Origin of the sequence: Methylibium sp. T29, from assembly GCF_000576205.1 — a bacterium.
In the GTDB taxonomy this organism is placed as follows: domain Bacteria; phylum Pseudomonadota; class Gammaproteobacteria; order Burkholderiales; family Burkholderiaceae_C; genus Methylibium; species Methylibium petroleiphilum.
In genome coordinates this window covers 1-24,200 of record NZ_AZND01000038.1, presented here as the reverse complement: position 1 = coordinate 24,200, position 24,200 = coordinate 1, and the positions used below count along the sequence as shown (strand labels likewise).

General features: G+C 68.1%; 22 protein-coding genes and 4 pseudogenes. 11 read left to right on the top strand and 15 right to left on the bottom strand.

Annotated features, from left to right (window positions below; translation table 11 throughout):
- Together x551_RS07465 and x551_RS07460 are read left to right on the top strand one after the other, a co-directional pair.
- Positions 1-601: alpha/beta hydrolase (locus x551_RS07465; RefSeq protein ID WP_152543454.1), on the top strand; the 601-nt coding region annotated here is incomplete at its 5' end.
- Positions 602-747: 146 nt separating this feature from the next.
- Positions 748-1,562: pseudogene (locus x551_RS07460) on the top strand (transglutaminase family protein).
- Positions 1,563-1,581: 19 nt separating this feature from the next.
- On the opposite strand, the gene x551_RS07455 reads toward x551_RS07460, so the two are convergent.
- Positions 1,582-2,247 carry an alpha/beta hydrolase gene (locus x551_RS07455; protein ID WP_036232236.1) on the bottom strand — a complete coding sequence of 222 codons (666 nt, stop codon included), beginning with the start codon at positions 2,245-2,247 and terminating at the stop codon, positions 1,582-1,584.
- Between the two features lie 92 nt (positions 2,248-2,339).
- Here x551_RS07455 and x551_RS24180 point away from each other — a divergent pair.
- A pseudogene (locus x551_RS24180) lies at positions 2,340-2,917 on the top strand (NnrU family protein).
- A 96-nt stretch (positions 2,918-3,013) separates the two neighbouring features.
- On the opposite strand, the gene x551_RS07450 reads toward x551_RS24180, so the two are convergent.
- Positions 3,014-3,415, bottom strand: a complete 402-nt coding sequence (locus x551_RS07450; protein WP_011827657.1) for an SWIB/MDM2 domain-containing protein — start codon at positions 3,413-3,415, stop codon at positions 3,014-3,016.
- A 328-nt stretch (positions 3,416-3,743) separates the two neighbouring features.
- Between x551_RS07450 and x551_RS07445 the strand changes: the two genes are divergently transcribed.
- The 3 genes and pseudogenes from x551_RS07445 (at position 3,744) to x551_RS07435 (ending at position 5,181) form a co-directional block, all read left to right on the top strand.
- Positions 3,744-4,301: a MarR family transcriptional regulator gene (locus tag x551_RS07445; RefSeq protein WP_011827658.1), complete on the top strand. Its 558-nt coding sequence runs from the start codon at positions 3,744-3,746 to the stop codon at positions 4,299-4,301.
- Positions 4,302-4,351: 50 nt separating this feature from the next.
- Positions 4,352-4,779: pseudogene (locus x551_RS07440) on the top strand (organic hydroperoxide resistance protein).
- Positions 4,780-4,830: 51 nt separating this feature from the next.
- Positions 4,831-5,181 (top strand): phage holin family protein, encoded by a 351-nt coding sequence (locus tag x551_RS07435; protein ID WP_036232232.1) that lies wholly within the window; start codon positions 4,831-4,833, stop codon positions 5,179-5,181.
- Here x551_RS07435 and x551_RS07430 read toward each other — a convergent pair.
- Positions 5,124-6,809, bottom strand: a complete 1,686-nt coding sequence (locus tag x551_RS07430; RefSeq protein WP_253950319.1) for a M48 family metalloprotease — start codon at positions 6,807-6,809, stop codon at positions 5,124-5,126. The genes x551_RS07435 and x551_RS07430 overlap by 58 nt on opposite strands.
- Positions 6,799-7,599 carry a TfpX/TfpZ family type IV pilin accessory protein gene (tfpZ, locus tag x551_RS07425; protein ID WP_231497629.1) on the bottom strand — a complete coding sequence of 267 codons (801 nt, stop codon included), beginning with the start codon at positions 7,597-7,599 and terminating at the stop codon, positions 6,799-6,801. The genes x551_RS07430 and tfpZ overlap by 11 nt, the downstream gene beginning before the upstream one ends.
- Positions 7,600-7,706: 107 nt before the next feature.
- Here tfpZ and moaC point away from each other — a divergent pair, with 107 nt between their 5' ends.
- On the top strand, positions 7,707-8,222 hold the full coding sequence (moaC, locus tag x551_RS07420; RefSeq protein WP_036232228.1) for a cyclic pyranopterin monophosphate synthase MoaC: 516 nt from the start codon (positions 7,707-7,709) through the stop codon (positions 8,220-8,222).
- Positions 8,223-8,237: 15 nt separating this feature from the next.
- Here the strand turns inward: moaC and x551_RS07415 are convergent, their stop codons facing one another.
- The 9 genes from x551_RS07415 to sucC all read right to left on the bottom strand — a co-directional run bounded on the left by x551_RS07415 (position 8,238) and on the right by sucC (position 17,851).
- Positions 8,238-9,962, bottom strand: a complete 1,725-nt coding sequence (locus x551_RS07415) for an O-antigen ligase family protein (protein WP_216701307.1) — start codon at positions 9,960-9,962, stop codon at positions 8,238-8,240.
- Between the two features lie 326 nt (positions 9,963-10,288).
- Positions 10,289-10,807 carry a pilin gene (locus x551_RS24175; RefSeq protein WP_036248011.1) on the bottom strand — a complete coding sequence of 173 codons (519 nt, stop codon included), beginning with the start codon at positions 10,805-10,807 and terminating at the stop codon, positions 10,289-10,291.
- 238 nt (positions 10,808-11,045) lie between these two features.
- Positions 11,046-11,825, bottom strand: coding sequence for a 3',5'-cyclic-nucleotide phosphodiesterase (locus x551_RS07405; protein ID WP_253950318.1), 780 nt, complete (start codon positions 11,823-11,825; stop codon positions 11,046-11,048).
- Between the two features lie 216 nt (positions 11,826-12,041).
- Positions 12,042-12,704 carry an FHA domain-containing protein gene (locus x551_RS07400; protein ID WP_036232225.1) on the bottom strand — a complete coding sequence of 221 codons (663 nt, stop codon included), beginning with the start codon at positions 12,702-12,704 and terminating at the stop codon, positions 12,042-12,044.
- 79 nt (positions 12,705-12,783) lie between these two features.
- Positions 12,784-13,593 (bottom strand): Stp1/IreP family PP2C-type Ser/Thr phosphatase, encoded by an 810-nt coding sequence (locus tag x551_RS07395; protein ID WP_081771259.1) that lies wholly within the window; start codon positions 13,591-13,593, stop codon positions 12,784-12,786.
- A 35-nt stretch (positions 13,594-13,628) separates the two neighbouring features.
- A complete protein-coding gene (locus x551_RS07390) occupies positions 13,629-14,744 on the bottom strand; it encodes a serine/threonine-protein kinase (RefSeq protein WP_343252119.1) in 1,116 nt (371 codons plus the stop codon).
- Between the two features lie 139 nt (positions 14,745-14,883).
- Positions 14,884-15,588: a TerC family protein gene (locus tag x551_RS07385; RefSeq protein WP_036232220.1), complete on the bottom strand. Its 705-nt coding sequence runs from the start codon at positions 15,586-15,588 to the stop codon at positions 14,884-14,886.
- A gap of 188 nt (positions 15,589-15,776) precedes the next feature.
- On the bottom strand, positions 15,777-16,670 hold the full coding sequence (gene sucD, locus x551_RS07380) for a succinate--CoA ligase subunit alpha (RefSeq protein ID WP_036232217.1): 894 nt from the start codon (positions 16,668-16,670) through the stop codon (positions 15,777-15,779).
- A gap of 20 nt (positions 16,671-16,690) precedes the next feature.
- Positions 16,691-17,851: an ADP-forming succinate--CoA ligase subunit beta gene (gene sucC / locus x551_RS07375; protein WP_036232214.1), complete on the bottom strand. Its 1,161-nt coding sequence runs from the start codon at positions 17,849-17,851 to the stop codon at positions 16,691-16,693.
- A gap of 220 nt (positions 17,852-18,071) precedes the next feature.
- Here sucC and argC point away from each other — a divergent pair, with 220 nt between their 5' ends.
- Positions 18,072-18,995, top strand: coding sequence for an N-acetyl-gamma-glutamyl-phosphate reductase (gene argC / locus x551_RS07370; RefSeq protein ID WP_011827674.1), 924 nt, complete (start codon positions 18,072-18,074; stop codon positions 18,993-18,995).
- A gap of 5 nt (positions 18,996-19,000) precedes the next feature.
- Here argC and x551_RS07365 read toward each other — a convergent pair whose 3' ends face one another.
- Positions 19,001-19,510, bottom strand: a complete 510-nt coding sequence (locus x551_RS07365; RefSeq protein ID WP_011827675.1) for a RecX family transcriptional regulator — start codon at positions 19,508-19,510, stop codon at positions 19,001-19,003.
- A gap of 43 nt (positions 19,511-19,553) precedes the next feature.
- Entirely contained in the window at positions 19,554-20,627 is a 1,074-nt protein-coding gene (recA, locus tag x551_RS07360) for a recombinase RecA (protein ID WP_011827676.1), read from the bottom strand.
- A 140-nt stretch (positions 20,628-20,767) separates the two neighbouring features.
- On the opposite strand from recA, the gene x551_RS07355 reads away from it, so the two are divergent.
- The 3 genes and pseudogenes from x551_RS07355 to x551_RS07345 form a co-directional block, all read left to right on the top strand.
- The gene (locus x551_RS07355) at positions 20,768-21,439 is read left to right on the top strand and encodes a response regulator transcription factor (protein ID WP_011827677.1); all 672 of its coding nucleotides are present in this window, start codon (positions 20,768-20,770) and stop codon (positions 21,437-21,439) included.
- Positions 21,440-21,471: 32 nt separating this feature from the next.
- Positions 21,472-23,000: pseudogene (locus tag x551_RS07350) on the top strand (sensor histidine kinase N-terminal domain-containing protein).
- A gap of 87 nt (positions 23,001-23,087) precedes the next feature.
- A partial coding sequence (locus tag x551_RS07345; RefSeq protein WP_051511889.1) for a patatin-like phospholipase family protein occupies positions 23,088-24,200 on the top strand: 1,113 nt, incomplete at its 3' end.

Sequence of the window (24,200 nt, the reverse complement as noted above, 5' to 3'; positions counted from 1 at the left end):
CGGCGCACTGCCGCACTGCGCTGCAGGCCCTGGGCGTGGCACGCCCTACCGCGTGCTGGCGATGTCGCTCGGCGCGATGGTGGCGCTGGCCTGGGCCCACGCCCAGCCGCGCGAGCTGGCCGCTGCGGTGCTGATCAACACCAGCCTGCGGCCCTTCGGCGCCTTTCATCAGCGGCTGCGGCCGTCGCAGTACGCGACGCTGCTGCGGCTGGCGCTGAGCGACGCCGATGCGGCCGAATGGGAGCGCAGCATCCTGGCAATGACCAGCCGGCGCTGCTTCGAAGAGGCGGAACACGACGCGCTGCTGGGCGCGTGGACGGCGTGGCGGCGCGAGTGTCCGGTGTCGCGCGCCAATGCGCTGCGGCAGCTGCTCGCCGCCGCCCGCTTTCGTGCGCCGCCGCTGCGCCCTCCGGTGCCCTTGCTGGTGCTCGCGAGCGCACGCGATGCGCTGGTCGATCCGCACTGTTCGCGTCGGCTGGCGCAGGCATGGGCGCTACCGATCGCCGAGCATCCGACCGCAGGCCATGATCTGCCGCTCGACGACGGCCCGTGGGTCGCGCAGCAGGTCGAGCGGTTCGTGTGCACCTCGAAGGCGCTCTAGCGGCGCACTGGTGCGCGTCCGACAGCGACGCGGCGTGCCGTCTCACAACGCCTTGCGTCATTTGCTGCAGTGGGCGCGCCGCTCGCGGCGCACACTCGGTCGACAGGCGCTCGATCTCCCGGCGTCCCTTTCTCAGGAGCCGCGCCGTGCTGATCAAGATCGGGTTCGACATCGAGCTCTCCGTCGCGTCGCCGACGGCGCTCATCTACCTGCTGCACGTGCACCCCACGCGGCGCGACGATCTGGTGACGCCCGAGAACTTCTGGATCACGCCCTTCTTCGGCAACGACGAATACATCGACAGCTACGGCAACCACTGCGGGCGCGTCAACGTGCCGCCGGGCGTGGGCTCGGTGCGCTTCACCAACGACGCGGTGGTGCGCGATTCCGGCCTGCCCGACCCGGTGGCGGACGGTGCCTGGCAGCACGACCCGCGCGACCTGCCGTTGGCCACATTGCAGTTCCTGCTGCCCAGCCGCTACTGCGAGGTCGACAGCGAGCTGCTGAACTTCGCTTGGAACCAGTTCGGCCACACGCCGCTGGGCTGGCCCCGCGTGCAGGCCATCTGCGATTTCGTGCACGGGCACATCCGCTTCGATTACCAGAACGCTCGCGCGAACCGCACCGCCCTGGAGGGTTACCGCGAACGCACCGGCGTGTGCCGCGACTTCGCCCACCTGGCCGTCACGCTGTGCCGCTGCATGAACATCCCGGCGCGCTACGTCACCGGCTATCTCGCGACATCGGCATCCCGCCGGTGCCCTGCCCGATGGATTTCAGCGCCTGGTTCGAGGCCTACCTCGGCGAGCAGTGGTACACCTTCGACGCCCGCCACAACCAGCCGCGCATCGGCCGCATCGTGATGGGCCGCGGCCGCGACGCCGGCGACGTGCCGATCACGATGGCCTTCGGGCAGAACCAGCTGCTGCGCTTCGAGGTGACGACCGAAGAGGTGTTCTGACCCGTCGGCCGCCCTGGCCTCAGGCCAGCACGCGCAGCAGCCAGCGGTTCAGGTCGGCGATCTCCTCGGGGCACACCGAGTGCGGCATCGGGTACTCGTGCCACTCCACCGCATAGCCCAGCGCCTGCAGCGCGTCGCGCGAGGCGGTGGCGCGCGGCAGCGGGATCACCGGGTCGGCGCGGCCGTGGGCCAGGAAGATCGGCACATCGGCGTTGGCCGCGCTGCGCTCGTCGGCGGTCACTGGCGCCAGCGGCAGGTAACCCGAGAGGCCGGCCAGGCCCGCGAGGCGCTCGCCGTGGCGCAGGCCGGTCAGCAGCGTCATCGCGCAGCCTTGCGAGAAGCCGGCCAGCACGATGCGCGAGCTGGGGATGCCGCGCGCGTTCTCGCGCTCGATCAGCGCACGCACCAGTTCCAGCGATGCACGCAGCCCGGCTTCGTCCTCGCGGCGCGGCCCGTCGGTGCCGAGGATGTCGTACCAGGCGCGCATCACGTAGCCACCGTTGATCGTGACCGGCCGCGTCGGCGCGTGCGGGAAGATGAAGCGCGCGCCGCCGACGGCGTCGAGGACGAGCTCCTCGCAGATCGGCACGAAGTCGTTGCCGTCGGCGCCCAGGCCGTGCAGCACGATGATGCTGGCGGCCGGTTGGTCGGTGGTCTGGATCTCGATGCAGTCGAGGGTCGTCATCAGCGGCTTTCGGTGGGTTCCCGGTGATCCTACCCGTGGCACGCCCGCGACCGAGGCTGCGTTACGCTCGCGCGCAACCACCGGAGTCCGTCATGCTCGTCTTGATCCTCGGCCTTGTTCTCTTTCTCGGCACGCACTCGGTGCGCATCTTTGCGGAGCCCTGGCGCACGCGCACGTTGGCGCGTGCGGGCGAGGCGCGCTGGAAGGCCGCCTATGCGGTGGTTTCGCTGATCGGCTTCGTGCTGCTGGCGTGGGGCTACGGCCTGGCGCGGCAGCAGCCGGTGCTGCTGTGGACGCCGCCGGTTGCGATGCGCCACATCGCCGCGCTGCTGACCCTGGTGTCCTTCGTGCTGCTGGCCGCCGCCTATGTGCCCGGCAATGGCCTCAAGGCGAAGCTGCGCCATCCGATGGTGCTGGGCGTCAAGGTCTGGGCTCTCGCGCACCTGCTGGCCAACGGCACGCTGGCCGATGTGCTGCTGTTCGGCGGCTTCCTGGTCTGGGCCGTGCTGTGCTTCCGTGCCGCGCGCGGCCGGGACCGCGCTACGGGGGTGGCCACCCGCCCGGCCGCGCCGGGGCGACCGCGATCACCGTGGTGGTTGGTGCCGTGGCGTGGGCGGTGTTCGCGTTCTGGGCCCACGGTGCATGGATCGGCGTGCGGCCGTTCGGCTGACGCGGCAGCCGCTGCGCGGTGGGCTGCCTCGGACAGGCGCCCACAAAAAAGCCCGGCCGGAGCCGGGCTTCCGATGCGGTCACGAGGACCGGCAGCTCACTTGAGGTGGCTGTTGACGAGCTTGGTCATCTCGAACATGTCGGCCTTGGCCTTGCCGAAGACTTCCTTCAGCTTGGCGTCCGCGACGATCACGCGCTTCTGCACGGCGTCCTGCAGCTTGTGCTTCTTGATGTATTCCCAGATCTTCTTGGTCACATCGGTGCGCGGCAGCGGCTTGTCGCCGACGATCGCGGCCAGCGCAGCACTGGGCGTCAGGGCCTTCATGAAGGCGGCGTTCGGCGTGCGCTTCTTGGCCGGAGCGGCCTTCTTCGCGGGAGCCTTCTTGGCGGGCGCCGCCTTCTTGGCCGGAGCGGCCTTCTTCGCCGGTGCTGCCTTCTTGGCCGGAGCGGCCTTCTTTGCCGGCGCCTTCTTGGCGGCGGCCTTCTTCGCAGTTGCCATTTGAATCACTCCATCAAAAGTTGTTGATGTGCTGGGCCCCGGGCGATAGCCGCATGAGCTCTCATTCTCACAGCGACCCTGCGGCGCGAATGGTACTGCGCGTGTGCTGCATTGAGAAGCAGTTTGTCCATGGAAAACGCGCATTGCTGCGGGCTGGCGGCCCGTTCTGTCGCTGCCGGGCATCACTTGCGACGCTGCGAGTCATGATGCAACGCCGCATCGAACGCGCGGAACGAGGCGGCCGCGCCGCGATCGGAAGTCCCTTTTTTGAATGTTGACAATTCTATTGTGTGCAATTTAATTGTGAGATCGGCGCTAAAGTTCACCCATGGCCACGCACCGCACTCCGACCCGACCGTTGCTCGACAGCGCGGCGCGCGCGACGGCCCGTCGGCCGCTGCGGCGTGCGCTGCGCCGGCCGGTGGCGGCCGCACCTGCGCCTGCACTGGCGCTCGATGCGCAGCTGTGCTTTGCGCTCTACTCGGCCTCTCTCGCGATGACCAAGCGCTACCGGCCCCTGCTCGACGCCCTGGGGCTGACCTACCCGCAGTACCTGGTGATGCTGGCGCTGTGGGAACACGACGGATCGAGCGTCTCTTCGCTCGGCGAACGTCTGTTCCTCGACTCCGGCACGCTGACGCCGCTGCTCAAGCGGCTGCAGGCCGCCGGGTTGCTGACGCGCGAGCGCGCCACCGACGACGAGCGCCGTGTCGTCGTCACGCTGACACCTGCCGGCCGCACGCTGCGGCGGCGCGCGCTCGGGATCCCGGCGGCGCTGGCCGAAGCCGCCACCTGCTCGTCGGGCGAACTGGCCACGCTGACCGCGACGCTGCAGCAGCTGCGCGCGGCGCTCCACCACGACACCGAGGTTTCCGCCGCGGCCTGAACGACAGACAGAAGGCCGCATTCCACCCTCCGCTCCTGAAAGGACTGACCATGAACAAGATCGAGAACGTGCTCTACCGTGCCCAGGCCACCGCCACCGGCGGCCGCGAAGGCCGCGCCGTGTCGTCGGACAAGGTGCTCGACATCCAGCTGTCCACGCCGAAGGAACTGGGCGGGGGCGGCGGCCCGGGCACCAACCCCGAACAGCTGTTCGCTGCCGGCTACTCGGCCTGCTTCCTCGGTGCGATGAAGTTCGTCGCCGGCCAGAAGAAGCAGACGCTGCCGGCCGACACCACCGTGACCGGCAAGGTCGGCATCGGCCTGATCCCGCAGGCTTCGGCATCGAGGTCGACCTGGCGATCAGCATCCCCGGCATGGCCAAGGCCGACGCCGAGGCGCTGGTCGAGGCGGCGCACGGCGTGTGCCCGTATTCGAACGCCACGCGCGGCAACATCGAGGTGCGGTTGAGCGTGGTCTGACGCGGGCGGCATGCGCGCAGGAACCGCGGCTCGCCGTGTATCCTGCGCGCCATGAAGATCCTCGTCCGATGGCTGCTGCTGGCGGCCGCGCTGCTGCTGGTGGCCCATCTCTACCCGGGTGTCGTGGTGCAGAGCTTCGGCGCCGCGATGATCGCGGCGCTGGTGCTCGGCCTGTTCAACGCCGTGCTGCGCCCGCTGCTCGTGTTGCTGACCTTGCCGGTCACGCTGCTGACGCTCGGGCTGTTCCTGTTCGTCATCAACGCGCTGATGTTCTATTTCGCCGCCAGCGTGCTCGAAGGCTTCAGCGTGCGCGGCTTCGGTGCCGCCCTGATCGGCTCGCTGATCTACAGCGTGTGCGGGCTGGTGATCGACGCGGCGATGGAGCGGCTGTTCAGCCGGTGAAGCGCCGACGGGGCGCGCCGTCGCTCCGGCTCGCCGACCTCAAAGCTCGCCGCGTTCCTCGGCGATGATCTGTCGGCGCTGCAGCTCCAGTTCCCGCAACCGGGACTCGAGCACCGAAGCTCGATGAAGTCGCTGCCGGTCGCCGTGCGGGCCAGCTTCTGCGCGGCGCGCAGCCGCTCGACGGCCCCTTGCACGTCGCCGACCACGGCGCGCGACTCGGCGTCTGCGCGCACCGCGCGCAGGCGCTGACCCAGGCGTTCCCACAGTTGCGCGGCGCTGCCCCACGCGAGCGCGTCCTGCCGGTGGACGGCCACCCAGGTCTGCAAGCGATCGACCGCCGCGCGCTGCATCTCGGGCGTGCTGCCCGGCAGCAGCGCGCGTTGCGCCTGCGCGAGCAGCAGCGTGCGTGAGTCCTGTCCTCCCGGCGCGGCCAGCAGGCTGCCGAGCACGCCATCGGCGCGCGCGCCATCGCTGCGCACCAGCAGGCCTTGCAGCGTCAACAGCGCCAAGGCATTCGTGGCGTCCTTGTCGCCATCCGCCAAGGGGCGCGCGGCGCTCAACGCCGCGTCGGCGCGCGAGAAATCGCGCCGCAGGATCGACGCCAGCGCGCTCCCGTACAGCGCCCCCAGCCGGTCGGCGGGCGTGGCGACGGTGGCCAGGGCGCGCTCGGTGTCGAAATCCTGGGCGCGCTGGAGCGCACTGTCGCGCGTGTCCATCAGCACCCGGGCGCGGGCCTGCATCAGCACGTGTAGCAGCGGCCGGGCCGGCGGCGCGGCATTGGCCACGCCGAGGCGCGAGCGGGCTTCGCCGATGCGCTCGGTGGTCAGCGGGTGGCTGCGCAGGTAGGGGTAGTTCTGGCTGTCGTTCAGGCGCGAGGCCTGCAGCAGCTTCTCGAACATCGCCGGCATGCCGGCCGGCGAGTAGCCGGCGCCGGTCAGCACGTTGAAGCCCACGCGGTCGGCCTCGCGCTCGGCGTCGCGCGAGTAGTTCAATTGGCCCTGCACGGCCACGGCCTGCCCGCCGGTGATCAGCGCATTGGCAGCCTCCGGGCTGCGGCTGGCCGCGAGCACGCCCAGGATCAGCCCGGCGATCCCCGCCAGCGAGGTGAGCTTGTTCGCGCCCACGCTGCGCGCAATGTGCCGCTGCGTCACGTGCGACAACTCGTGCGCCAGCACCGACGCCAGTTCGGCGGGCGTCGCCGTGATGGCCATCAGGCCCAGGTGCACGCCCATATAGCCGCCCGGCAGCGCGAAGGCATTCACCGTGCGGTCGCGCACGAGGAAGGCCTCCCACGCGAAGCGCTCGTCCAGCTCCGTCGGGATGTTGCCGCGCTCGCGCGACGACACGATGAGCGCGCTCATCATCGTCTGCACGTACTCGAGCAGGATCGGGTCGTCGAGGTAATCCGCATCGCGACGGATGTCGCGCATGATGCGATCGCCGATGCGGCGCTCGTTCGACACCGAAATGTCGTCGGACGCGCTGTCGCCCAGCGCCGGCAGGTTGTTGCGCGAGCTGCCGGGGTTGCCCTGGGCCACTGCCGCCGGCACCAGGCTCTGGGCCGTGAGGGCCAGGCTCAGGGCCAGCGGTAGAGCGCGCTGCCAGCGGCGTTGTCTTTCAGAAGCCATCGAAAGGGGCATAGCCCACCAGTTCGCCGCTGCCCGCGTCGAGCAATGCAACCCAGTCGGTGCGGCGCGCGAACAAGGGCAGGAACTTCAGTTGCTCATCGGTGCGGCCGGTCGCTTCGATGTACTTCTGCAACTCGGCCGATCGGTCGACGTGGCGCTTCCGCAGCTCGGAGAGAGGCTTTGCACTTTGAAGCAAAGCGGCCTTCGTTTCGGACGCCGGCAGCCAAAACTCCGGGCGCTGGCCGATATCGACGCCGGCCATGGCCTTCTCGATGGATTCGAGGCGCTCTGCATCCGTGGCTCGGCGCGCGGCCAGCACATGGGTCCCATGCCAAGGCAGTTCTCTGAACTCTGGCGGGGCTTTAGCGAGTGATGACGCATCAAGGTCTACGGCAGTGAGGACTCGAAGCCGATCGACTTCGAGGACCATGACCGCGGGGCGCGCGACGTAAACCGTATGCAACCCGTACAGCAGGCCCGCCATTTGTATAACACCGACGATGGCTAGATCGCGCCGCAGCTCGCGCCACGGCTTGCGGCGGTCGAACACCGCAAAAGTGATCAGCGGGCCCAGCACCACATCCACTGCCACGACGATGAAGAACAACTCGCGTCCGCCGGAGATCTCACGGAACGGCGTGGGGTACCAAAGCCCGAACACGAGTGCCGCAGCAAGGGCTGCGATCACCGCGCTCAAGCCGAGGTGGATGCCGGCAGCACGCAGCCGGTGACCGAACGCGAAGCGCTGCGCCGGGGGCGGTGAGGCGGGAGAAGGGAAAGTCTGGTCCATCGGGCAGGTCGGCGGCGGGTCTCGGGTGTGACCCTCGCGCAGCAAGGCAGTTCAGCAAGGCGTGCGTCTATGATGCCGCAGCCTTGTTTCCCATTGTTGCCGCAGCCATGAGCGTCACCCCCAAGTCATCTTCCCCGGCCAGCGGACTGACCCACTTCGACGCACAGGGCCAGGCCCACATGGTCGACGTGTCCGCCAAGGCGGCGACGCATCGGGTGGCGGTGGCCGAGGGCTGGATCCGCATGCTGCCGGCCACGCTGAAGGTCATTGCACAGGGCAGCGCGAAGAAGGGCGACGTGATCGGCATCGCGCGCATCGCAGCCATCCAGGCGGCGAAGCGCACGGCCGAACTGATTCCGCTGTGCCACCCGCTCCCGCTCACGCGAGTGGCCGCCGAGTTCGAGGTCGATGAGGCCGCAGTGCGCATTGCCTGCCGCGTGACGGCCGAGACGCTGGGGCCCACCGGCGTGGAGATGGAGGCGTTGACGGCCGTCCAGATCGGCCTGCTGACCATCTACGACATGTGCAAGGCCATCGACCGCGGCATGGTGATCGAGGGGGTGCGGCTGCTCGAGAAGCATGGCGGCAAGTCGGGCTCGTTCGTCGCCGATGCGGCGGGCTGACGGCGTCCCCCGGACTCAAGGCTCCAGATCGCGCCAGGTCAGCGCCACCGGCTCGGTTCGGCACTGGAGCGGCGGTGCCGGGTTGTCGGCCGTGCACTCCTTGAAGTAGGCCTGCGCGTCGTCGCGCCGGAACTCCCGCAGCCGCTGGGCTGCGTAGAGTGCCTCGGCATCGCGGCCATTGGCCTTCAGCGCCTCGATGTACGCGATGAGCAGACGCACGTCGACCAGGTGGTGCAGCGGACGGCGAAAGCTCGCAAGCGCCTGATCCTTCGGCTCGTTGGTCACGGCGGCATAGTCGGCGTGGTGGCCGAACAGCACGCTCTCGCGTCCGGCGGCGATGCGTTCCGCCAACGAGCCGGCACCGGCCGGCGGCGCGAAGATCACCTCGACGCGGCGGTGATCCCAGGCGGCATACGCGGCGCCGAGGATCATCAATGCTCCGGCCGCTCGAAGAAGACAGGTCGGCCACCGCGCCATGGCGGTGGCGGCTGCCGGACTCGCCGGCTCATTGCGATCGGAGGCCGGCTCCTTCGCCGGCGCCGACCCGAGAAACACGCCCAGCGCCCAGGCTGCCGGCAGCAGGAAGTAGGCGTACCACAGCGGGTACTCGAGCAGGCTGTGCATCCCCAGCACCACCAGCATCACGAAAGCCGCGCGCGCCGGATGGCCCGGCTGTTCGCCCGCCACCCGCCACGCCCCGCGTGCGCGCCACAGCGCCCAGCCGAACAGTCCCAGCACCAAGGCCGTGGCCGGCAGGCCGATCTCCACTGCCAATTGCAGCGGGAGGTTGTGCGTGTGATCGAAGAAGGCGACCGGCCGGTCCGGGAAAGGCGTGAAGGTCCACGCGAAGTTGAAGTTGCCCCAGCCGACGCCGGTCCACGGGTTCTGTGCCACCAGCACCAGTGCATTGCGCCAGATGGCGAAACGCGAGCTGCTGATGTCACTGTGCGACTGCAGCCGCTCGACCGCATAGAAGTGTGCGTGCTGCCATTCGGCGTACTCCGCCAGGCCCGCCCAGCAGACGAGGTAGGCCAGCGGCGTCAGCGCGAGCGTCCAGCGTGCGGCGCGCGGCAACGAGCGGTCGACCACCGCCCACAGCAGCAGCACGCCGAGCGACAGCGCCCCGGTGCGCGAGGCGCTCAGCGCCACCGCCAGCACCATCGCGAAGAGCGACGCGGCGGCCCACGGTGCGCGCAGGCGACCGGCCTGCCACAGCCAGGCCGTCATGACCATCGCGCACAACAGCGCGGTGGCCAAATGGTTGGGTTGGCGCATGTTGCCCACGGCGCGGCCGGGCGAGGTGTTGATGGCAACGAGCAAGCCATCCGCGATTGATGGTGCGAAGTATTGGACGAGTGCAACGATGACACACAGCATCCCCGCAAGACTCCAACCAAACGCGAAGGCGCTGTTGACCGAAGAGCTTGTCTTGGCTGCTGCAATCCACAGGACTACAAAAGTAGATGCCAACACCGCCAGATCACTCAGGCTCGCACCATCAAGCAATTTGCTTGATGCAATGTATGCACCCAACACCACTAGCCAGCCGGTACCCACCGACAGGAACTCAACGCTAGGCTGTTGTACGGTGCGACCCCGAATGAATGGCAGCAGGCCAGCGAATGCTAGAGCCAACAATTGATTCGCGAGTACCGCGTCCGGTGTGCCAGGCCATGAGGCGAGCAGGGGTAAGACGATGCTGCCAGTCAGCAGAAGCCTCGCAATCGGTTGTGTATTCATGCTCTCCACAGAAATGACAGAGCCGCAGACTCTCCAATCAAACATCGACTAAGCAAGGGCTGCATAACCGGCCGGCCGGCTGCTTGCATGACCTGAGCCAGTGACCGTCAACCCGAAGACCGGAATGAAGCAGCTGGGTCTGAATCTGTCGACAGATGAATGGCCGCTCCGCTGATGGTCACGCCGTGAAGCTGGAACATGCGCTTGGTGACCCTGTACCCGATTCAGTACCGTTATTCGAATACCAGTTGCGCCTTTCGGGTTATGCATACAGAAAACAAAAAAGGACGCCGCGGCGTCCTTTCAAAAAATCGAAGAACTGAATATCAAGCGCGGCATTCTGCGGGAGCATACTTCCCAAGCAGCGTAGGAGCGCCAACTGCGCCAGTCTTGCCAGCGGCAAAGCATGTCCAAACCATTGGGCCGGTTGGGACGGTTCCTGCAGCGAGTGCCGCACCGTTGGATTGCGGGTTGAGCGTGAGCGTGCCGTTGCCCGCACGAGCCGTCGTCGTAACCGTAATCAAACCAGTCCCCGAAGCAATCGTCACGGAAGTGATATTCGGAGTGCCAATCGGATTGACGCAGTTGCCGGCTGCTGCACACGTGGTTGCAGCACCGGTCCGGTACCCTGCGCCTAGACCACCGTTAGCCGCGGGCGTCCCATTCGCAGCGTTGTCGGCGACAACAACTTTCGCCTCTGACGCAAGTGACAGTCCTTCAGAGACACGCGAGCGAATTGTGTAGTCCTGATAAGCCGGCAGCGCAACCGCCGCCAGGATGCCGATGATCGCCACGACGATCATCAGTTCGATGAGGGTGAAACCCTTCTGAATGTGCTTCTTCATGATCTGAACTCTCCTTGAGCGGTTGAACCGGGTGATAGACGTGGTTCGAAAGGCAGGCTCCGTGCCAAGCGGCGGACTCGCCTGAACGTGAGCTAAACCACGGAGCGTTTGCGCATCGCGGTGAAAGTGGGACAGATCGCGTCACATCGAACGCTGAATCGAGGAACCGTGGCCGTCCGATATCGACACTTTTGGTCGCATCGTGACGCTGCGATCTACAGCGTGAACACCAAGCCCTTCACCAACGGCTCCACCGGTGCGCCGTGTCGATGGCCCGGATTTGCGCCACCACCGCCGCCACCTCGCCGGGCTTGGGGTGGGTGATGTGCACCGGCACGCTGCCGTCCAGCTGGGCCAGTTCGGTGGCCAGGCTGCTGGGCGCCAGGTGGCCGCTCAGGTCGGCGAGCCAGCGTTCGTCGTCGCCGAAGGCGGTCTCGATGATGAGGTGGGCAATGCGCCGGCCCTTCAGGGCGGCCCACAGTGCGGGGTTGGGGCCGGTGTCGCCGCTGTAGACCCACCAGCCCTCGTCGCTGTCGACGGCGAAGCCGCAGGCCGGGACGGTGTGCGATGCGGGCAGCACCTCCACGCGCCGCTCGGCATCGCCGTGGCCGAAGCGCAGGGTGTCGCCAATGGCGAAGGGCAGCAGCCGGATGATCGGGTAAGCGGCGCTCGGGATGCTGGTGAAGTCGGGCCAGAGCTGGCCGTTGAAGAGGTGGGCGCGCAATGCCGCCAGCGTCTCGGGCAGGCCGTGCACGCGGATCGGTCCGCGCTCGGGCTGCGCCAGCCGCAGCTTCATCACGCTGTCGGCGAGCAGCGGGATGGCCAGCACGTGGTCGAGATGGGAATGCGAGACGAGGATGTCGTCCACGCGGGCCATCGCATCGAGAGCCATGTCGCCCACGCCGGTGCCGGCGTCGATCAGCACGTTGTCGTCGAGCAGGAAGGCGGTGGTGCGGCTGCCCGAGGCGATGGAGCCGGAGCAGCCGAGCACCTGCAGGCGCACGGGGGAGTGGCTCATGGGGTCAGCCCCGGCAACGCGGCGGTGTCAGGATCAAGGAAACGAAGAACGTCACGCTCGCATGGTGCCGCCGGGCCGAACGGCGGGCAAGCGACCCGCCGTGCGATGCCTCACGGCTCGGCGGCCGGCGCGACGGGGGTGTCGCAAAGTGATCACGCTGCGGCATTAATGCCTGCAGCGGCGCCTCGGCCCGCCGAGGCGCCGGGACCTTCCCGTTCAGTCCTGCACGAACTGCATCTGGGTGCCGGCGAGTTCGATCACATCGCCGTTCTTCAGGTGCACGGGGTCGCTGCTGACCTCGCTGCCGTTGACGGTGGGGCGGCTGCCGCCCTCGACGTGGGCGAACACGTAGCCGCCTGGGCGCTTGGTGATGGAGGCGACCTGCACGCCGGGCTTGCCGACGGTCGTGACCACCTTGGTGAGCGCCACCTCGCGGCCGACCGCAGCGCCATTGAGCACCTTGATCGACGCCGAGCTGGTGCCGGTGAGCGTCGCGAAGTTGGTGTTGCTCATCGGCGCGGTGTGCTGGAAGTTCGGCGCCGTGGCCGCCGCACCCGGCTTGATGATCATGGTCTTCTCGTAGTCCGAGCTTTCGACGCTCAGGTACTTGATCTTGTACTTGCCGATCTCGACGGTGTCGTTGTGCTGCAGCAGCTGCTTCTTCACGGCCTTGCCGTTGATGTAGGTGCCGTTGGTGCTGTTGAGGTCTTCGATGAAGACGTCCTGGCCCACCATCTGCAGCACGGCGTGCTCGCCGCTGACGGCCAGGTTGTCGATCACGATGTCGTTGTAGGGCCGGCGACCGAGGGTCGTCTTGTCCTTGGTGAGCTGGACTTCCTTGATGACGACCCCGTCCAGCGATACGACCAGCTTGCCCATGCGTGACCCCGTGCGTCTGACTTCTGATGTGGTGGAACCCGGCGACCTGCTGCGCGCCTGAATGTCCGGGCGCTGCCCCTCAGCGGCGGAACGGCCACCAGGCCCGCGATACCGGCGCGGTGCCCGAAGCGCGCACCAGAATGACCGAGATGTTATCCCGTCCGCCAGCGTCGTTGGCTGCCTGTACCAGCGCCTGAGCGGCCTGCGGCAAAGAGTCGTGCTGGCGCAACACGGCGGCGATCTGCTCGTCGTCGATCATGTCCGACAGGCCGTCGGAGCAGAGCAGGATCCAGTCGCCGGGCTGGGTCTGGTGCAGGTGGGTCTCCAGCAGCACGGTGTCCTCGACGCCGACCGCCCGCGTGACCAGGTTCTTGTTGTTCGACGCAGCGGCCTGTTCGGGCGTGATCAATCCGGCATCGAGCTGCTCCTGCAGCAGGGAGTGATCGCGGGTGATCTGCGACAGCTCGCCTTCGCGCCAGCGGTAGCCGCGCGAATCGCCGATGTGCCCGAGCAGCAGCCGTGCGTCTCTCAGCACGGCCACCACGAGCGTGGTGCCCATGCCGGCGTACTGCGGGTTGGAGTTGGCGGCGTTGAAGATCGCGCGGTTGGCGTTGTCGACGCAGATGTCCATGGCGCGCCGCACGTCGGTGTCGGTGGCCTGGGCACTGGCCTCGCTGAGCCAGCGGCCGAGTTCGGCCTTGATGAAGCTGGTGGCCATGCTGCTGGCCACCTCGCCGGCGTTGTAGCCGCCCATGCCGTCGGCCAGGACTGCCAGGCAGGCGGCTTCGTCGATCACCACCGCGTCTTCGTTGTTGTTGCGCGATCGGCCGGTGTCCGTGGCACTGACGAACTCGAAACGCAGGGCGGAGGGGGTCGGGAGCGTGGGCATCGGAAAGCGACTGAGCGCGCCAGTGCGCGCGAACACTAGGGATTGTGCCCGGCTTCTGGCGCCCCGGGCACCGGCCGGGCGTCGCCGGGCACCGCGTCGACGGGGGGTGCCGCCGGTTCCCGCGCCTGTTCACGCCACTGGACCAGCACCGTATGCAGATCGGTGGCCATCGCGTCGCCATCGGCATAGCGGATCTCCGGGCGCTTCTCCAGCGCCAGGGCCACGATGTCGGCCAGCGCCGCGGGCAGTTCGGGGCGCAGCGTGCGCACGTCGGGCGCCACGTCGTTGGCGATCGATCGGATCAGCTCGGCCATCGACTCCGGCCGGTGCGGCAGCGCGCCCGTCAGCAGCTGGAACAGCGTGACGCCGAGGGCGTAGAGGTCGCTGCGCCCGTCGACCCGGGCGCCCGCCATCTGCTCCGGCGACATGAACGACGGCGTTCCCAGCACGATGCCGGTGCGCGTCTGCGTCGAGTCGATGATGCGGGCGATGCCGAAGTCGGTGACCTTGACCATGCCGCTCTTGAGTTCGACCATGATGTTGGCCGGCTTGATGTCGCGATGGGTCACGCCCTGACGGTGGGCATGGGCCAGCGCCTGCGCCACGCGGGCGATGATGCCCAGCACCGCGGGCACCGGCAGCAGCCGGCCGGGTTGGGTGAACTCGCTGAGATCGCGCCCGCTCAGCAGCTCCATCGCGATGTAGGCGGTGCCGTCCTGCTCGCCGGCCTCGCGGACCGACACGATGTCGGGGTGGTGCAGTCGGCCGGCCATCTCGGCCTCGCGGAAGAAGCGCTCGCGGGCGTCGGTCAGTGCGTCGCCGTGGAATTCGCGGCCGAGCGCCATGGTCTTGAGGGCCACCGCTTCGCCGGTGCGCTCGTCACGGCACAGCAGCACGGCGCCCATCGCGCCGTGGCCGATGTCGCGCTCCACCACGTAGGGCCCGATGCGGCGCTGTTGCGCGTCCAGGACGCGCGGATCGAGCACGGTGTCGGCCACCGTGTCGTGCTGTGTGCTGACGAAGTTGAAGCCCGGCGCCCGGTCCGGCCGGCGCTTCGTCGGTGTCGCCCTTTGCCGGTAACGCCAAAGCCACAGCAGGCCCACCGCGGCTGCCGCGCCCAGCGCCAGCCCCACCCAGAAGAGGCCCGTCATGCCGCGCGTGCTGCGGCGGCAGGCGCCGGCGGGCAGGCGGTCTCAGGGCGGCAGTGCGGTGCGCGGAGGCGGAAAAGAGGCGTCGCGGCGAGGGAGATGGTCGGTGCCATCGCCGAACGTTAGCAGGCCTCGCGCGACTTCAGGTGCTCGGCGCCGGCGTGCGGCCTCGCGCCACCCACTTGCCGATCGCCAGCACCAGCAGCGCGCCGGAAATGCCGGCGGCGTACTTGAGGGTGTCGGTCTGAGCGATCAGGTGCGTGACGCCGGGGTCGGTGACGGCCATCGTCCCGGCGATCCAGCCCAGCAGCATGCCGCCGACCGTGATGATGATCGGGAAGCGGTCCATCAGCTTGAGCACCAGCTGGCTGCCCCAGACGATGATGGGGATGCTGACCAGCAGGCCGAAGATCACCAGCGGCATCTTGTGGTCGCCACCGGCGCTTTCGGCCGCTCCGGCGATCGCGATGACGTTGTCGATGCTCATCACCAGGTCGGCGACGATCACGGTCTTGACGGCGCTCCACAGCTTGTCGCTGCCCTGGATGTTGCCGTGGCCGTCCTCATGGTCCGGCGCGAGCAGCTTGACGCCGATCCACACCAGCAGCACGGCCCCCACCAGTTTCAGGTAGGGGATGGCGAGCAGCGTCAGCGCGAAGAAGATCAGGATGACGCGCAGCAGGATGGCGCCGGCGGTGCCCCACAGGATGCCCTTGGTGCGCTGTGCCGCCGGCAGCTGGCGGCACGCCAGCGCGATGACCACTGCGTTGTCGCCACCTAGCACGATGTCGATCAGGATGATCTGTCCGACCGCGACCCAGAAGTCCGGGGTCATGAACTGTTCCATCTGGCTTCCTTCTGCTGCGCTGTGCGGGCCGTGCCCACGGTCCTCGGGCAGTGTAGAGGCCCCTCACCCCGGCGCGGCTTGCGGAGACTACGCATGCGGACGACCGCTTGGCACCGGTAACGAACAAGGCCGCCCGAGGGCGGCCTTGCAGGCGGGGTCGGTGCGCCGTGCGGCGCGCGGCCCTGCGGTCAGAGCAGGCCCTTGAGCAGCTTGCCCATCTCCGACGGGTTGCGGGTAACCGTGAAGCCGCATTCCTCCATGATCGCCAGCTTGGCGTCAGCCGTGTCGGCGCCGCCCGAGATCAACGCGCCGGCATGGCCCATGCGCTTGCCCGGGGGGGCCGTCACGCCAGCGATGAAGCCGACGATCGGCTTCTTCATGTTGGCCTTGCACCATTGCGCGGCCTCGGCCTCGTCGGGGCCGCCGATCTCGCCGATCATGATCACCGCGTCGGTGTCCGGATCGTCGTTGAAGGCCTTCATCACGTCGATGTGCTTGAGGCCGTTGATCGGGTCGCCGCCGATGCCCACCGCGCTCGACTGACCCAGGCCGATCTCGGTCAGCTGCGCCACCGCTTCGTAGGTCAGCGTGCCGGAGCGACTGACCACGCCGATGCGGCCCTTGCGGTGGATGTGGCCCGGCATGATGCCGATCTTGATCTCCTCGGGCGTGATCAGGCCCGGGCAGTTGGGGCCGAGCAGCAGCGTCTTCTTGCCGCCGGCGGCCTCCTTGGCCTTCATCTTGTTGCGCACCACCAGCATGTCCTTCACGGGGATGCCTTCGGTGATGCAGATCGCCAGGTCCAGGTCGGCCTCGACCGCCTCCCAGATCGCCGCGGCGGCGCCGGCCGGCGGCACGTAGATCACGCTGACGGTCGCGCCGGTCTGGGCCTTGGCGTCCTTGACGCTGGCGTAGATCGGGATGCCCTCGAAGTCCTCGCCGGCCTTCTTCGGGTTGACGCCGGCGACGAAGCAGTTCTTGCCGTTGGCGTAGTCGCGGCAGCCGCGGGTGTGGAACTGACCGGTCTTGCCCGTGATGCCCTGGGTGATGACCTTGGTGTTCTTGTTGATCAGAATGCTCATGTTCGGTGTCCTTCGAGGGCTCAGGCGACGGCGGCGACAACCTTGGTGGCCGCTTCGGCCATGGTGTCGGCGGCGATGATCGGCAGACCGGAGTCGGCCAGGATCTTCTTGCCCAGGTCTTCGTTGGTGCCCTTCATGCGCACCACCAGCGGCACCTTCAGGCCGACCGCACGCGAGGCGGTGACCACGCCGTCCGCGATCGTGTCGCAGCGCATGATGCCGCCGAAGATGTTGACCAGGATGGCCTTGACCTCGGGGTTCTTCAGCATGATCTTGAAGGCCTCGGTGACCTTCTCGGCCGTCGCGCCGCCGCCGACATCAAGGAAGTTGGCCGGCTCGCCGCCGAACAGCTTGATGGTGTCCATCGTCGCCATCGCCAGGCCGGCGCCGTTGACCAGACAGCCGATGTTGCCATCGAGCTGGATGTAGGCGAGGTCGAACTTGCTGGCCTCGATCTCGGCCGGGTCTTCCTCGTCGAGGTCGCGGTAGGCGACGATCTCCGGGTGGCGGAACAGGGCGTTCGCATCGAAGTTGAACTTCGCGTCGAGCGCGATCAGGTTGCCCTTGCTGTCGCAGTTCAGCGGATTGATCTCGACCAGCGAGGCGTCCGTCTCCATGTAGCAGCGGTACAGGTTCTGCAGCAGCGTCACCGCCTGGGCGTGCGAGGCCTCCGGCAGGCCCACCGCGGCGGCAATCTTCTTCGCCTGCGCGTCGCCCAGGCCGGTCAGCGGATCGATCACCTCTGTGATGATCTTCTCGGGGGTGCTGTGCGCGACCTCCTCGATGTCCATGCCGCCTTCGCTCGAGGCGATCAGGGCTACCTTCTGCGTCGCGCGGTCGGTCACCAGCGAGACGTAATATTCCTTCTTGATGTCCGCGCCTTCCTCGATGTACAGGCGCCGCACCTTCTGGCCCTCGGGGCCGGTCTGGTGGGTCTTGAGCTGCATGCCCAGGATCTGGCCCGACAGTGCCTTCACCTCGTCCAGGCTCTTGCCGAGCTTCACGCCGCCGCCCTTGCCGCGGCCTCCTGCGTGGATCTGCGCCTTCACGACCCACACCGGGCCGCCGAGCTTCTGGGCGGCCTCGACGGCCTCCTGCACGGTGAACGCCGGATAGCCGCGGGGTACCGGAACGCCGAACTGGCGCAGGATCTCTTTGCCTTGGTATTCGTGGATCTTCATGGTCGCGCTGGATTCGAGGGTGGGTGGTTCGAGTCGAAGAAGTCGGACGGTTCGGCGCCCGCCCGCGGGCGGCACGGCGCGGGTGGCACGCCGGGAAAAGCCGATCGACTTTAGCATGCTGCATTGCACCAAGAACTCCACGGGAACCCTTGATGACACGCGACTGACGCCCGGCGTTGCTACCATCGACCTCCCCGCTGTCCGCCCCTCCTTGCACACCATGAGCACCCGCCCGGCCCGCATCTTCATCGACGGCGAAGCCGGCACGACCGGACTCGGCATCCGCGAGCGACTGGCCGGGACGGACGGGATCGAGCTCGTCAGCATCGACCCCGCTCGCCGCAAGGACGCCGGTGCGAAGCGCGAGCTGATGGCCGGCGTGGATCTGGTGGTGCTGTGCCTGCATGACGATGCCGCGCGCGAATCGGTGGCGCTGGCCGACAGCTTGCCGGGCGGGGGGCCGAAGATTGTCGACGCCAGTACGGCCCATCGCGTGGCGTCTGGCTGGGTCTATGGATTTCCGGAGTTGCTGCCGGCGCAAGCGGCCGCCGTTGCGGCATCGCGCCGCGTGGCCAACCCTGGGTGCTATCCGACCGGCGGCATCGCGTTGCTGCGCCCTTTGGTCGATGCGGGTTTGCTGCCGACAGACTATCCGGTAGCCGTGCACGCTGTGAGTGGTTACTCCGGGGGCGGAAGAACAATGATCGAGGCTTATGAGGCCGGTGACGCCCCATCCTTCGAGCTTTACGGCCTTGGCCTCGAACACAAGCACTTGCCTGAACTGCAGCAGTACAGCCGGCTGGAGCGTCGACCGATCTTCGTGCCCAGCGTCGGCAACTTCCGCCAGGGCATGCTGGTGCAGGTGGCGTTGCACCTCGATCTGCTGAACGGGCGGCCGAAGCCGGCCGACCTCGAGGCGGCGTTGCGGGCACGCTATGCCGGTCAGCCATGGGTCCAGGTGGTGACGGCCGAGCCGGGCGGCAAGATCGAGGCCGAGGCGCTGAACGACAGCAACCGGCTGGAGTTGCGGGTCTACGGCAACGAGGATCGCGGCCAGGCCGTGCTCGTGGCACGGCTCGACAACCTGGGCAAGGGCGCGTCGGGCGCCGCGGTGCAGAACATCGCGCTGATGCTCGGCGTGTGATTGGCTCAGTCTTCGCGCCCAGCTGACTTCACCACGCGGCCCACCGTTTCCGAGCTGAAGCCTCGGGCGCTCAGAAAACGCATCTGCCGCGCTCGATCGGCGGCATCGACGGCCGGCGTGCCGAAACGCTTGGCCCATACCGCACGGGCGCGGGCGAGTTCGCTGTCCTTGAGTTGTTGCGCGGTCTCTGCGTCGAGAGCCATGCCGTGCTGCGCGAGTTCCCGGTGGATGCGCAGATTGCCGAAGCGCCCCTCGCGGGCGCTCACGCGGGTCTCGATGAAGCGGTCGGCGCTGAGCAGGTCCTTCGCCGCGAGCCAGTCGAGCAGGTCGTCGACCTCCTGCTCGGTCGGCAGCGCCGGCGCAGGGGCGTCGGCCGACAGCGGCGATGACCCCGCCGCCCTGCGCTGCCGATCGACGTGTGACAGCAACTTGCGTCGCAGCTCGATGCGGCTGTGCTCGCGCTGCGCAAGATAGGTCAGCGCCTTGGCCTTCAGGGTGGGCGCGGGACGGACCACGAGACGCCTCCGTCGGCCGCGAGCCCGCGGAGCTTCCCCCGCCTCAGGCGCCGGCAGCCGCCTGCTTGGTGCCCTTGGGGACTTCGATCTCGATGCTGGGCAGCAGCGCCACGCCCAGCGATTCACGAATCTTGTTCTCGATCTCGTGGGCCAGTTCAGGGTTCTCGCGCAGGAACTCGCGGCTGTTGTCCTTGCCTTGGCCGATCTTCTCGCCGTTGTAGGCGTACCAGGCGCCCGACTTGTCGATCACCTTGGCGATGACGCCCAGGTCGATGATCTCGCCCTCGCGTGACACGCCCTCGCCGAACAGGATGTCGAACTCGGCGGTCTTGAATGGCGGGGAGACCTTGTTCTTGACGACCTTGACCTTGGTCTCGTTGCCGATCACTTCTTCGCCACGCTTGATGCTGCCGATGCGGCGGATGTCGAGCCGCACCGAGGCATAGAACTTCAGCGCGTTACCGCCGGTGGTGGTTTCGGGTGAGCCGAACATCACGCCGATCTTCATGCGGATCTGGTTGATGAAGATCACCATGCAGTTCGACTTCTTGATCGTCGCGGTGAGCTTGCGCAGCGCCTGGCTCATCAGCCGTGCCTGCAGGCCGGGCAGGGAGTCGCCCATCTCGCCTTCGAGTTCAGCCTTGGGCGTGAGCGCCGCGACCGAGTCGACAACGATCAGATCGACCGAGCCGGAGCGCACCAGCGCGTCGACGATCTCGAGCGCTTGCTCGCCGGTGTCGGGCTGGGAGATCAGCAGCTCCTGCAGGTTGACCCCCAGTTTCTGGGCGTACTGCGAGTCGAGCGCATGCTCGGCATCGATGAAGGCGCAGGTGCCGGCCAGCTTCTGCATCTCGGCGATGACCTGCAGGGTGAGCGTGGTCTTGCCCGAGGACTCGGGACCGTAGATCTCGATGACGCGTCCGCGCGGCAGGCCGCCGACGCCGAGGGCGATGTCCAGGCCCAGCGAGCCGGTGGACACCACCTCGATGTCATCGATGACCTCGCCTTCGCCGAGGCGCATGATCGTGCCCTTGCCGAACTGCTTCTCGATCTGCGCGAGCGCAGCCTGCAGGGCCTTGGCCTTTTCGGTGTTCAATGTCTTGACGCTTGCATCCATGCTGAGCCTCCGGTTTGCTCGGGATTATGGTCGAAACTGGTTATTTGTACAGTAGTTTTTGGCTCTTCCGAAGCCCCTCCCTACAATGAACCCGGCGCTGACCACAACGAAACCCATGCGCCGCCGAGGGAGACACGTCCATGAGGATCCTCATCGCCGAAGACGACCAGGTGCTGGCCGACGGTCTGTTGCGCACCTTGCGCAAGGGTGGCTATGCGGTGGATCAGGTCGGAAGCGGCAGCGAGGCCGATGCGGCGCTGGCCGACCACGAGTTCGACCTGGTGATCCTCGATCTCGGACTGCCCAAGCTGCACGGCCTGGAGGTGCTGCGCAAGATGCGCGCGCGCGGCACCGTGACGCCAGTGCTGATCCTGACCGCGGCCGACAGCGTGGAGCAGCGCGTGAAGGGGCTGGACCTGGGGGCCGACGACTACATGGCCAAGCCCTTCGCGCTGCAGGAACTGGAGGCGCGCGTGCGAGCGCTGACGCGGCGTGGCCTGGGCACCGCCTCGGCCATCATCAAGCACGGCCCGCTGTCGTTCGATGCAACTGGGCGCGTGGCCTACCTGAACGACCAGATGATCGAGCTGTCGGCTCGCGAGCTCTCGCTGCTCGAGGTGCTGCTGCAGCGTGCCGGCCGGCTGGTCAGCAAGGATCAGCTGGTCGAGCGCCTGTGCGAATGGGGCGACGAGGTCAGCAACAACGCGATCGAGGTCTACATCCACCGCCTGCGCAAGAAGATCGAGCAGGGCCCGGTGCGCATCGCCACCGTGCGCGGCCTGGGCTACTGCCTCGAGAAGATCGCGGGCTGAGCCGGCATGCTGCGCGGCGCGCGCCTTCGGGCATGAACACGCTGCGCGGACAACGCTCGCTGTTCGGCGAGATCCTCGACTGGATGCTCGCGCCGCTGCTGTTGCTGTGGCCGATGAGTGTCGCGCTGACCTGGCTGGTCGCCCAGAACATCGCCAACCGTCCCTACGATCGCGCGCTCGGCGAGATGGCGAGGGCGCTGTCGCAGCAGGTAAGCGTCGACCAGGGCCGCGTTGCGTTCGCTCTGCCGCCCGGAGCCGATCAACTGCTGCGGGCCGACGAGGCGGACCAGATCTACTTCCAGGTGCTGGGCGCGCGGGGCGAGTATGTGGGTGGCGATCACACGCTGCCGGTCCGCGCGAGGACGACGTGGCGGCGGTCGGAGAGGTCCGCTATCGCGACGACGAGGTGCACAACGAGGCCGTGCGCGTGGCCTACCTGTGGGTGGCGATGCCCGCCGCGCCGCGGATTCCCGGCGCCACCTCGCCGGCGCTGGTGCAGGTGGCCGAAACCCTGGGCAAGCGCTCGCAGCTGGCCACCGAGATCATCAAGGGCGTGATCCTGCCGCAGTTCGTGATCCTGCCGCTCGCGGTGCTGCTGGTGTGGCTGGCACTGGCGCGCGGCATCGCGCCGCTCAACGAGCTGCAGCAGCGCATCCGCCGCCGTGCGGCTGATGACCTGAGCCCGATCGACGAGATGGAGGCGCCGGAGGAGGTGTCGCCGCTGGTGCGAGCCATCAACGACCTGCTGGAGCGCCTGGACCGCTCGCTGGCGACGCAGCGGCGCTTTCTCGCCGATGCCGCCCACCAGCTCAAGACGCCGCTGGCCGGCCTGCGCACCCAGGCCGAGATCGCGCAGCGCGAGATCGACGCGGGTGAACGCGAGCCCGAGGCGCTGAAGCGCTCGCTGCAGCAGATCGCGCTGTCGAGCCAGCGGGCCGCGCACATGGTCAACCAGTTGCTGGCGATGGCGCGCGCCGAGGACCGCGAACTCGCCGCCCGCGTGGCCGAGGTCCGGCTGGCGAGGCTGGCAACGGAGACCGTCCGCGACTTCGTGCCGCGCGCGCTCGAGAAGCGCATCGACCTCGGCTACGAGGGACCGGGCGCCGACGGCGAGACGGCCGAGCCGCAGCGCAGCAGCGTGCTCGGCCATGCGCTGCTGCTGCGCGAGATGATCCGCAACCTGGTCGACAACGCCCTGCACTACACCCCTCCCGGAGGCACGGTGACGGTGAGGGTCGTCAGCGACCCGTTCGGCCAGGTCGTGGTGCTGCAGGTCGAGGATTCCGGCCCCGGCATCCCCGCGGCGGAGCGTGAACTGGTGTTCCAGCCCTTCTACCGCGCCCTGGGGACCGATGTCGATGGCTCGGGCCTGGGCCTGGCGATCGTCGCCGAGATCGCTCGACAGCACGGTGCTACGTTGACGCTGGACGACACCCGCGAAGGCCCCGTGCCTGAAGGCAGCAGCCCCGGCGCGCGCTTCACCGTGCGCTTCGCCGCCTGGCCGGCCGACCGTCTGCCGCGTGCCGCGCCTCTTGCCAGCGGGACGGCCAACCCGGCTTAGTCCCGGCCGACGCCAAGGAGGGTTGTTTGCTGCAATGCAGCATTCGTCGGGGCGCCGGCGTAGACTGGACGCCAGCCGGGAGATGCCATGCCAGAGTCGCCGTCACACCCGAACAACCGCTCGCCCGCCGCACCGCGCCGCGTCGATCTTGCTCTGCAGGGTGGAGGGTCCCACGGTGCCTTCACCTGGGGCGTGCTCGACCGGCTGCTCGAGGACGACGCGGTCGAGATCTCCGCGATCTCGGGCACCAGTGCCGGCGCGCTCAACGCCGCCGTGCTGGCGACGGGACATGCCCGTGGCGGCCGCGCCGGCGCGCGCGCGGCACTCACGGCCTTCTGGCACGACGTCAGCACCAGCAGCCAGATCTTCTCGCCGTTCTCGCTGAGCCAAGCCAGTGCGGCCGGCAGCAGCTTCAACTTCGACAAGCTGCCGAGCTACCAGTGGCTCAACAGCTTCTTTCGCGCCTTCAGCCCCTATGAGTTCAACCCGCTGAACCTGAACCCGCTGCGCGACGTGGCCCGGCGGCATGTCGACGAGGACGCGCTGCGGCGTTGCGACATCCCGCTGTTCATCACGGCTACCAGCGTGCGCAGCGGCCAGGCCCACGTCTTCACCGGCAAGGACCTGTCGATCGATGCGCTGCTGGCCTCCGCCTGCCTGCCGTTCATCTTCCAGGCCGTGACGATCGACGGGGAGGCCTACTGGGATGGCGGCTACACCGGCAACCCGGCGATCTACCCGCTGATCTACAACACCGAGACGCTCGACATCCTGCTGGTGAAGATCAACCCGCTGCAGCACGAGGGGACGCCGACCCGCAGTGTCGAGATCATCGACCGCCTGTCCGAGATCACCTTCAACGCCAGCCTGGTGGCCGAGATGCGCGCGATCGCCTTCGTGTCGCGCCTGGTGCGCGAGGGCCGGCTGGAGGCCGGCCACTACAAGGACCTGCGCCTGCACATGATCGCCGACGACGAAGGCCTGGCGCCGTTCAACGCGAGCAGCAAGTTCAACACCGACCGGGTGTTCCTCGACGGCTTGTTCGAGCTCGGGCGTCGGGCCGCGGACCAGTGGCTGAAGAAGCATGGCGACGACATCGGCGTGCGCTCGACGCTGGATGTGGAGCGCAGCTTCCTCGAGAAGCCGGCCCGCAACGGCCAGCGCCGCGCGCCCCGCCCGCGCGCGGTGCGGCCTCCGGCA

Bases quoted from the DNA above. Each gene is read 5' to 3' on its own strand.
- x551_RS24175 (WP_036248011.1), bottom strand. From the start codon at position 10,807: ATGAAGAAGCACATTCAGAAGGGTTTCACCCTCATCGAACTGATGATC.
- x551_RS07435 (WP_036232232.1), top strand. From the start codon at position 4,831: ATGAAGATCCTCGTCCGATGGCTGCTGCTGGCGGCCGCGCTGCTGCTG.
- sucD (WP_036232217.1), bottom strand. From the start codon at position 16,670: ATGAGCATTCTGATCAACAAGAACACCAAGGTCATCACCCAGGGCATC.
- x551_RS07445 (WP_011827658.1), top strand. From the start codon at position 3,744: ATGGCCACGCACCGCACTCCGACCCGACCGTTGCTCGACAGCGCGGCG.
- sucC (WP_036232214.1), bottom strand. From the start codon at position 17,851: ATGAAGATCCACGAATACCAAGGCAAAGAGATCCTGCGCCAGTTCGGC.
- x551_RS07385 (WP_036232220.1), bottom strand. From the start codon at position 15,588: ATGGAACAGTTCATGACCCCGGACTTCTGGGTCGCGGTCGGACAGATC.
- x551_RS07400 (WP_036232225.1), bottom strand. From the start codon at position 12,704: ATGGGCAAGCTGGTCGTATCGCTGGACGGGGTCGTCATCAAGGAAGTC.
- x551_RS07430 (WP_253950319.1), bottom strand. From the start codon at position 6,809: ATGGCTTCTGAAAGACAACGCCGCTGGCAGCGCGCTCTACCGCTGGCC.
- x551_RS07405 (WP_253950318.1), bottom strand. From the start codon at position 11,825: ATGAGCCACTCCCCCGTGCGCCTGCAGGTGCTCGGCTGCTCCGGCTCC.
- x551_RS07390 (WP_343252119.1), bottom strand. From the start codon at position 14,744: ATGACGGGCCTCTTCTGGGTGGGGCTGGCGCTGGGCGCGGCAGCCGCG.
- x551_RS07415 (WP_216701307.1), bottom strand. From the start codon at position 9,962: ATGAATACACAACCGATTGCGAGGCTTCTGCTGACTGGCAGCATCGTC.
- x551_RS07455 (WP_036232236.1), bottom strand. From the start codon at position 2,247: ATGACGACCCTCGACTGCATCGAGATCCAGACCACCGACCAACCGGCC.
- tfpZ (WP_231497629.1), bottom strand. From the start codon at position 7,599: ATGGACCAGACTTTCCCTTCTCCCGCCTCACCGCCCCCGGCGCAGCGC.
- argC (WP_011827674.1), top strand. From the start codon at position 18,072: ATGAGCACCCGCCCGGCCCGCATCTTCATCGACGGCGAAGCCGGCACG.
- recA (WP_011827676.1), bottom strand. From the start codon at position 20,627: ATGGATGCAAGCGTCAAGACATTGAACACCGAAAAGGCCAAGGCCCTG.
- moaC (WP_036232228.1), top strand. From the start codon at position 7,707: ATGAGCGTCACCCCCAAGTCATCTTCCCCGGCCAGCGGACTGACCCAC.
- x551_RS07355 (WP_011827677.1), top strand. From the start codon at position 20,768: ATGAGGATCCTCATCGCCGAAGACGACCAGGTGCTGGCCGACGGTCTG.
- x551_RS07395 (WP_081771259.1), bottom strand. From the start codon at position 13,593: ATGCCCACGCTCCCGACCCCCTCCGCCCTGCGTTTCGAGTTCGTCAGT.
- x551_RS07450 (WP_011827657.1), bottom strand. From the start codon at position 3,415: ATGGCAACTGCGAAGAAGGCCGCCGCCAAGAAGGCGCCGGCAAAGAAG.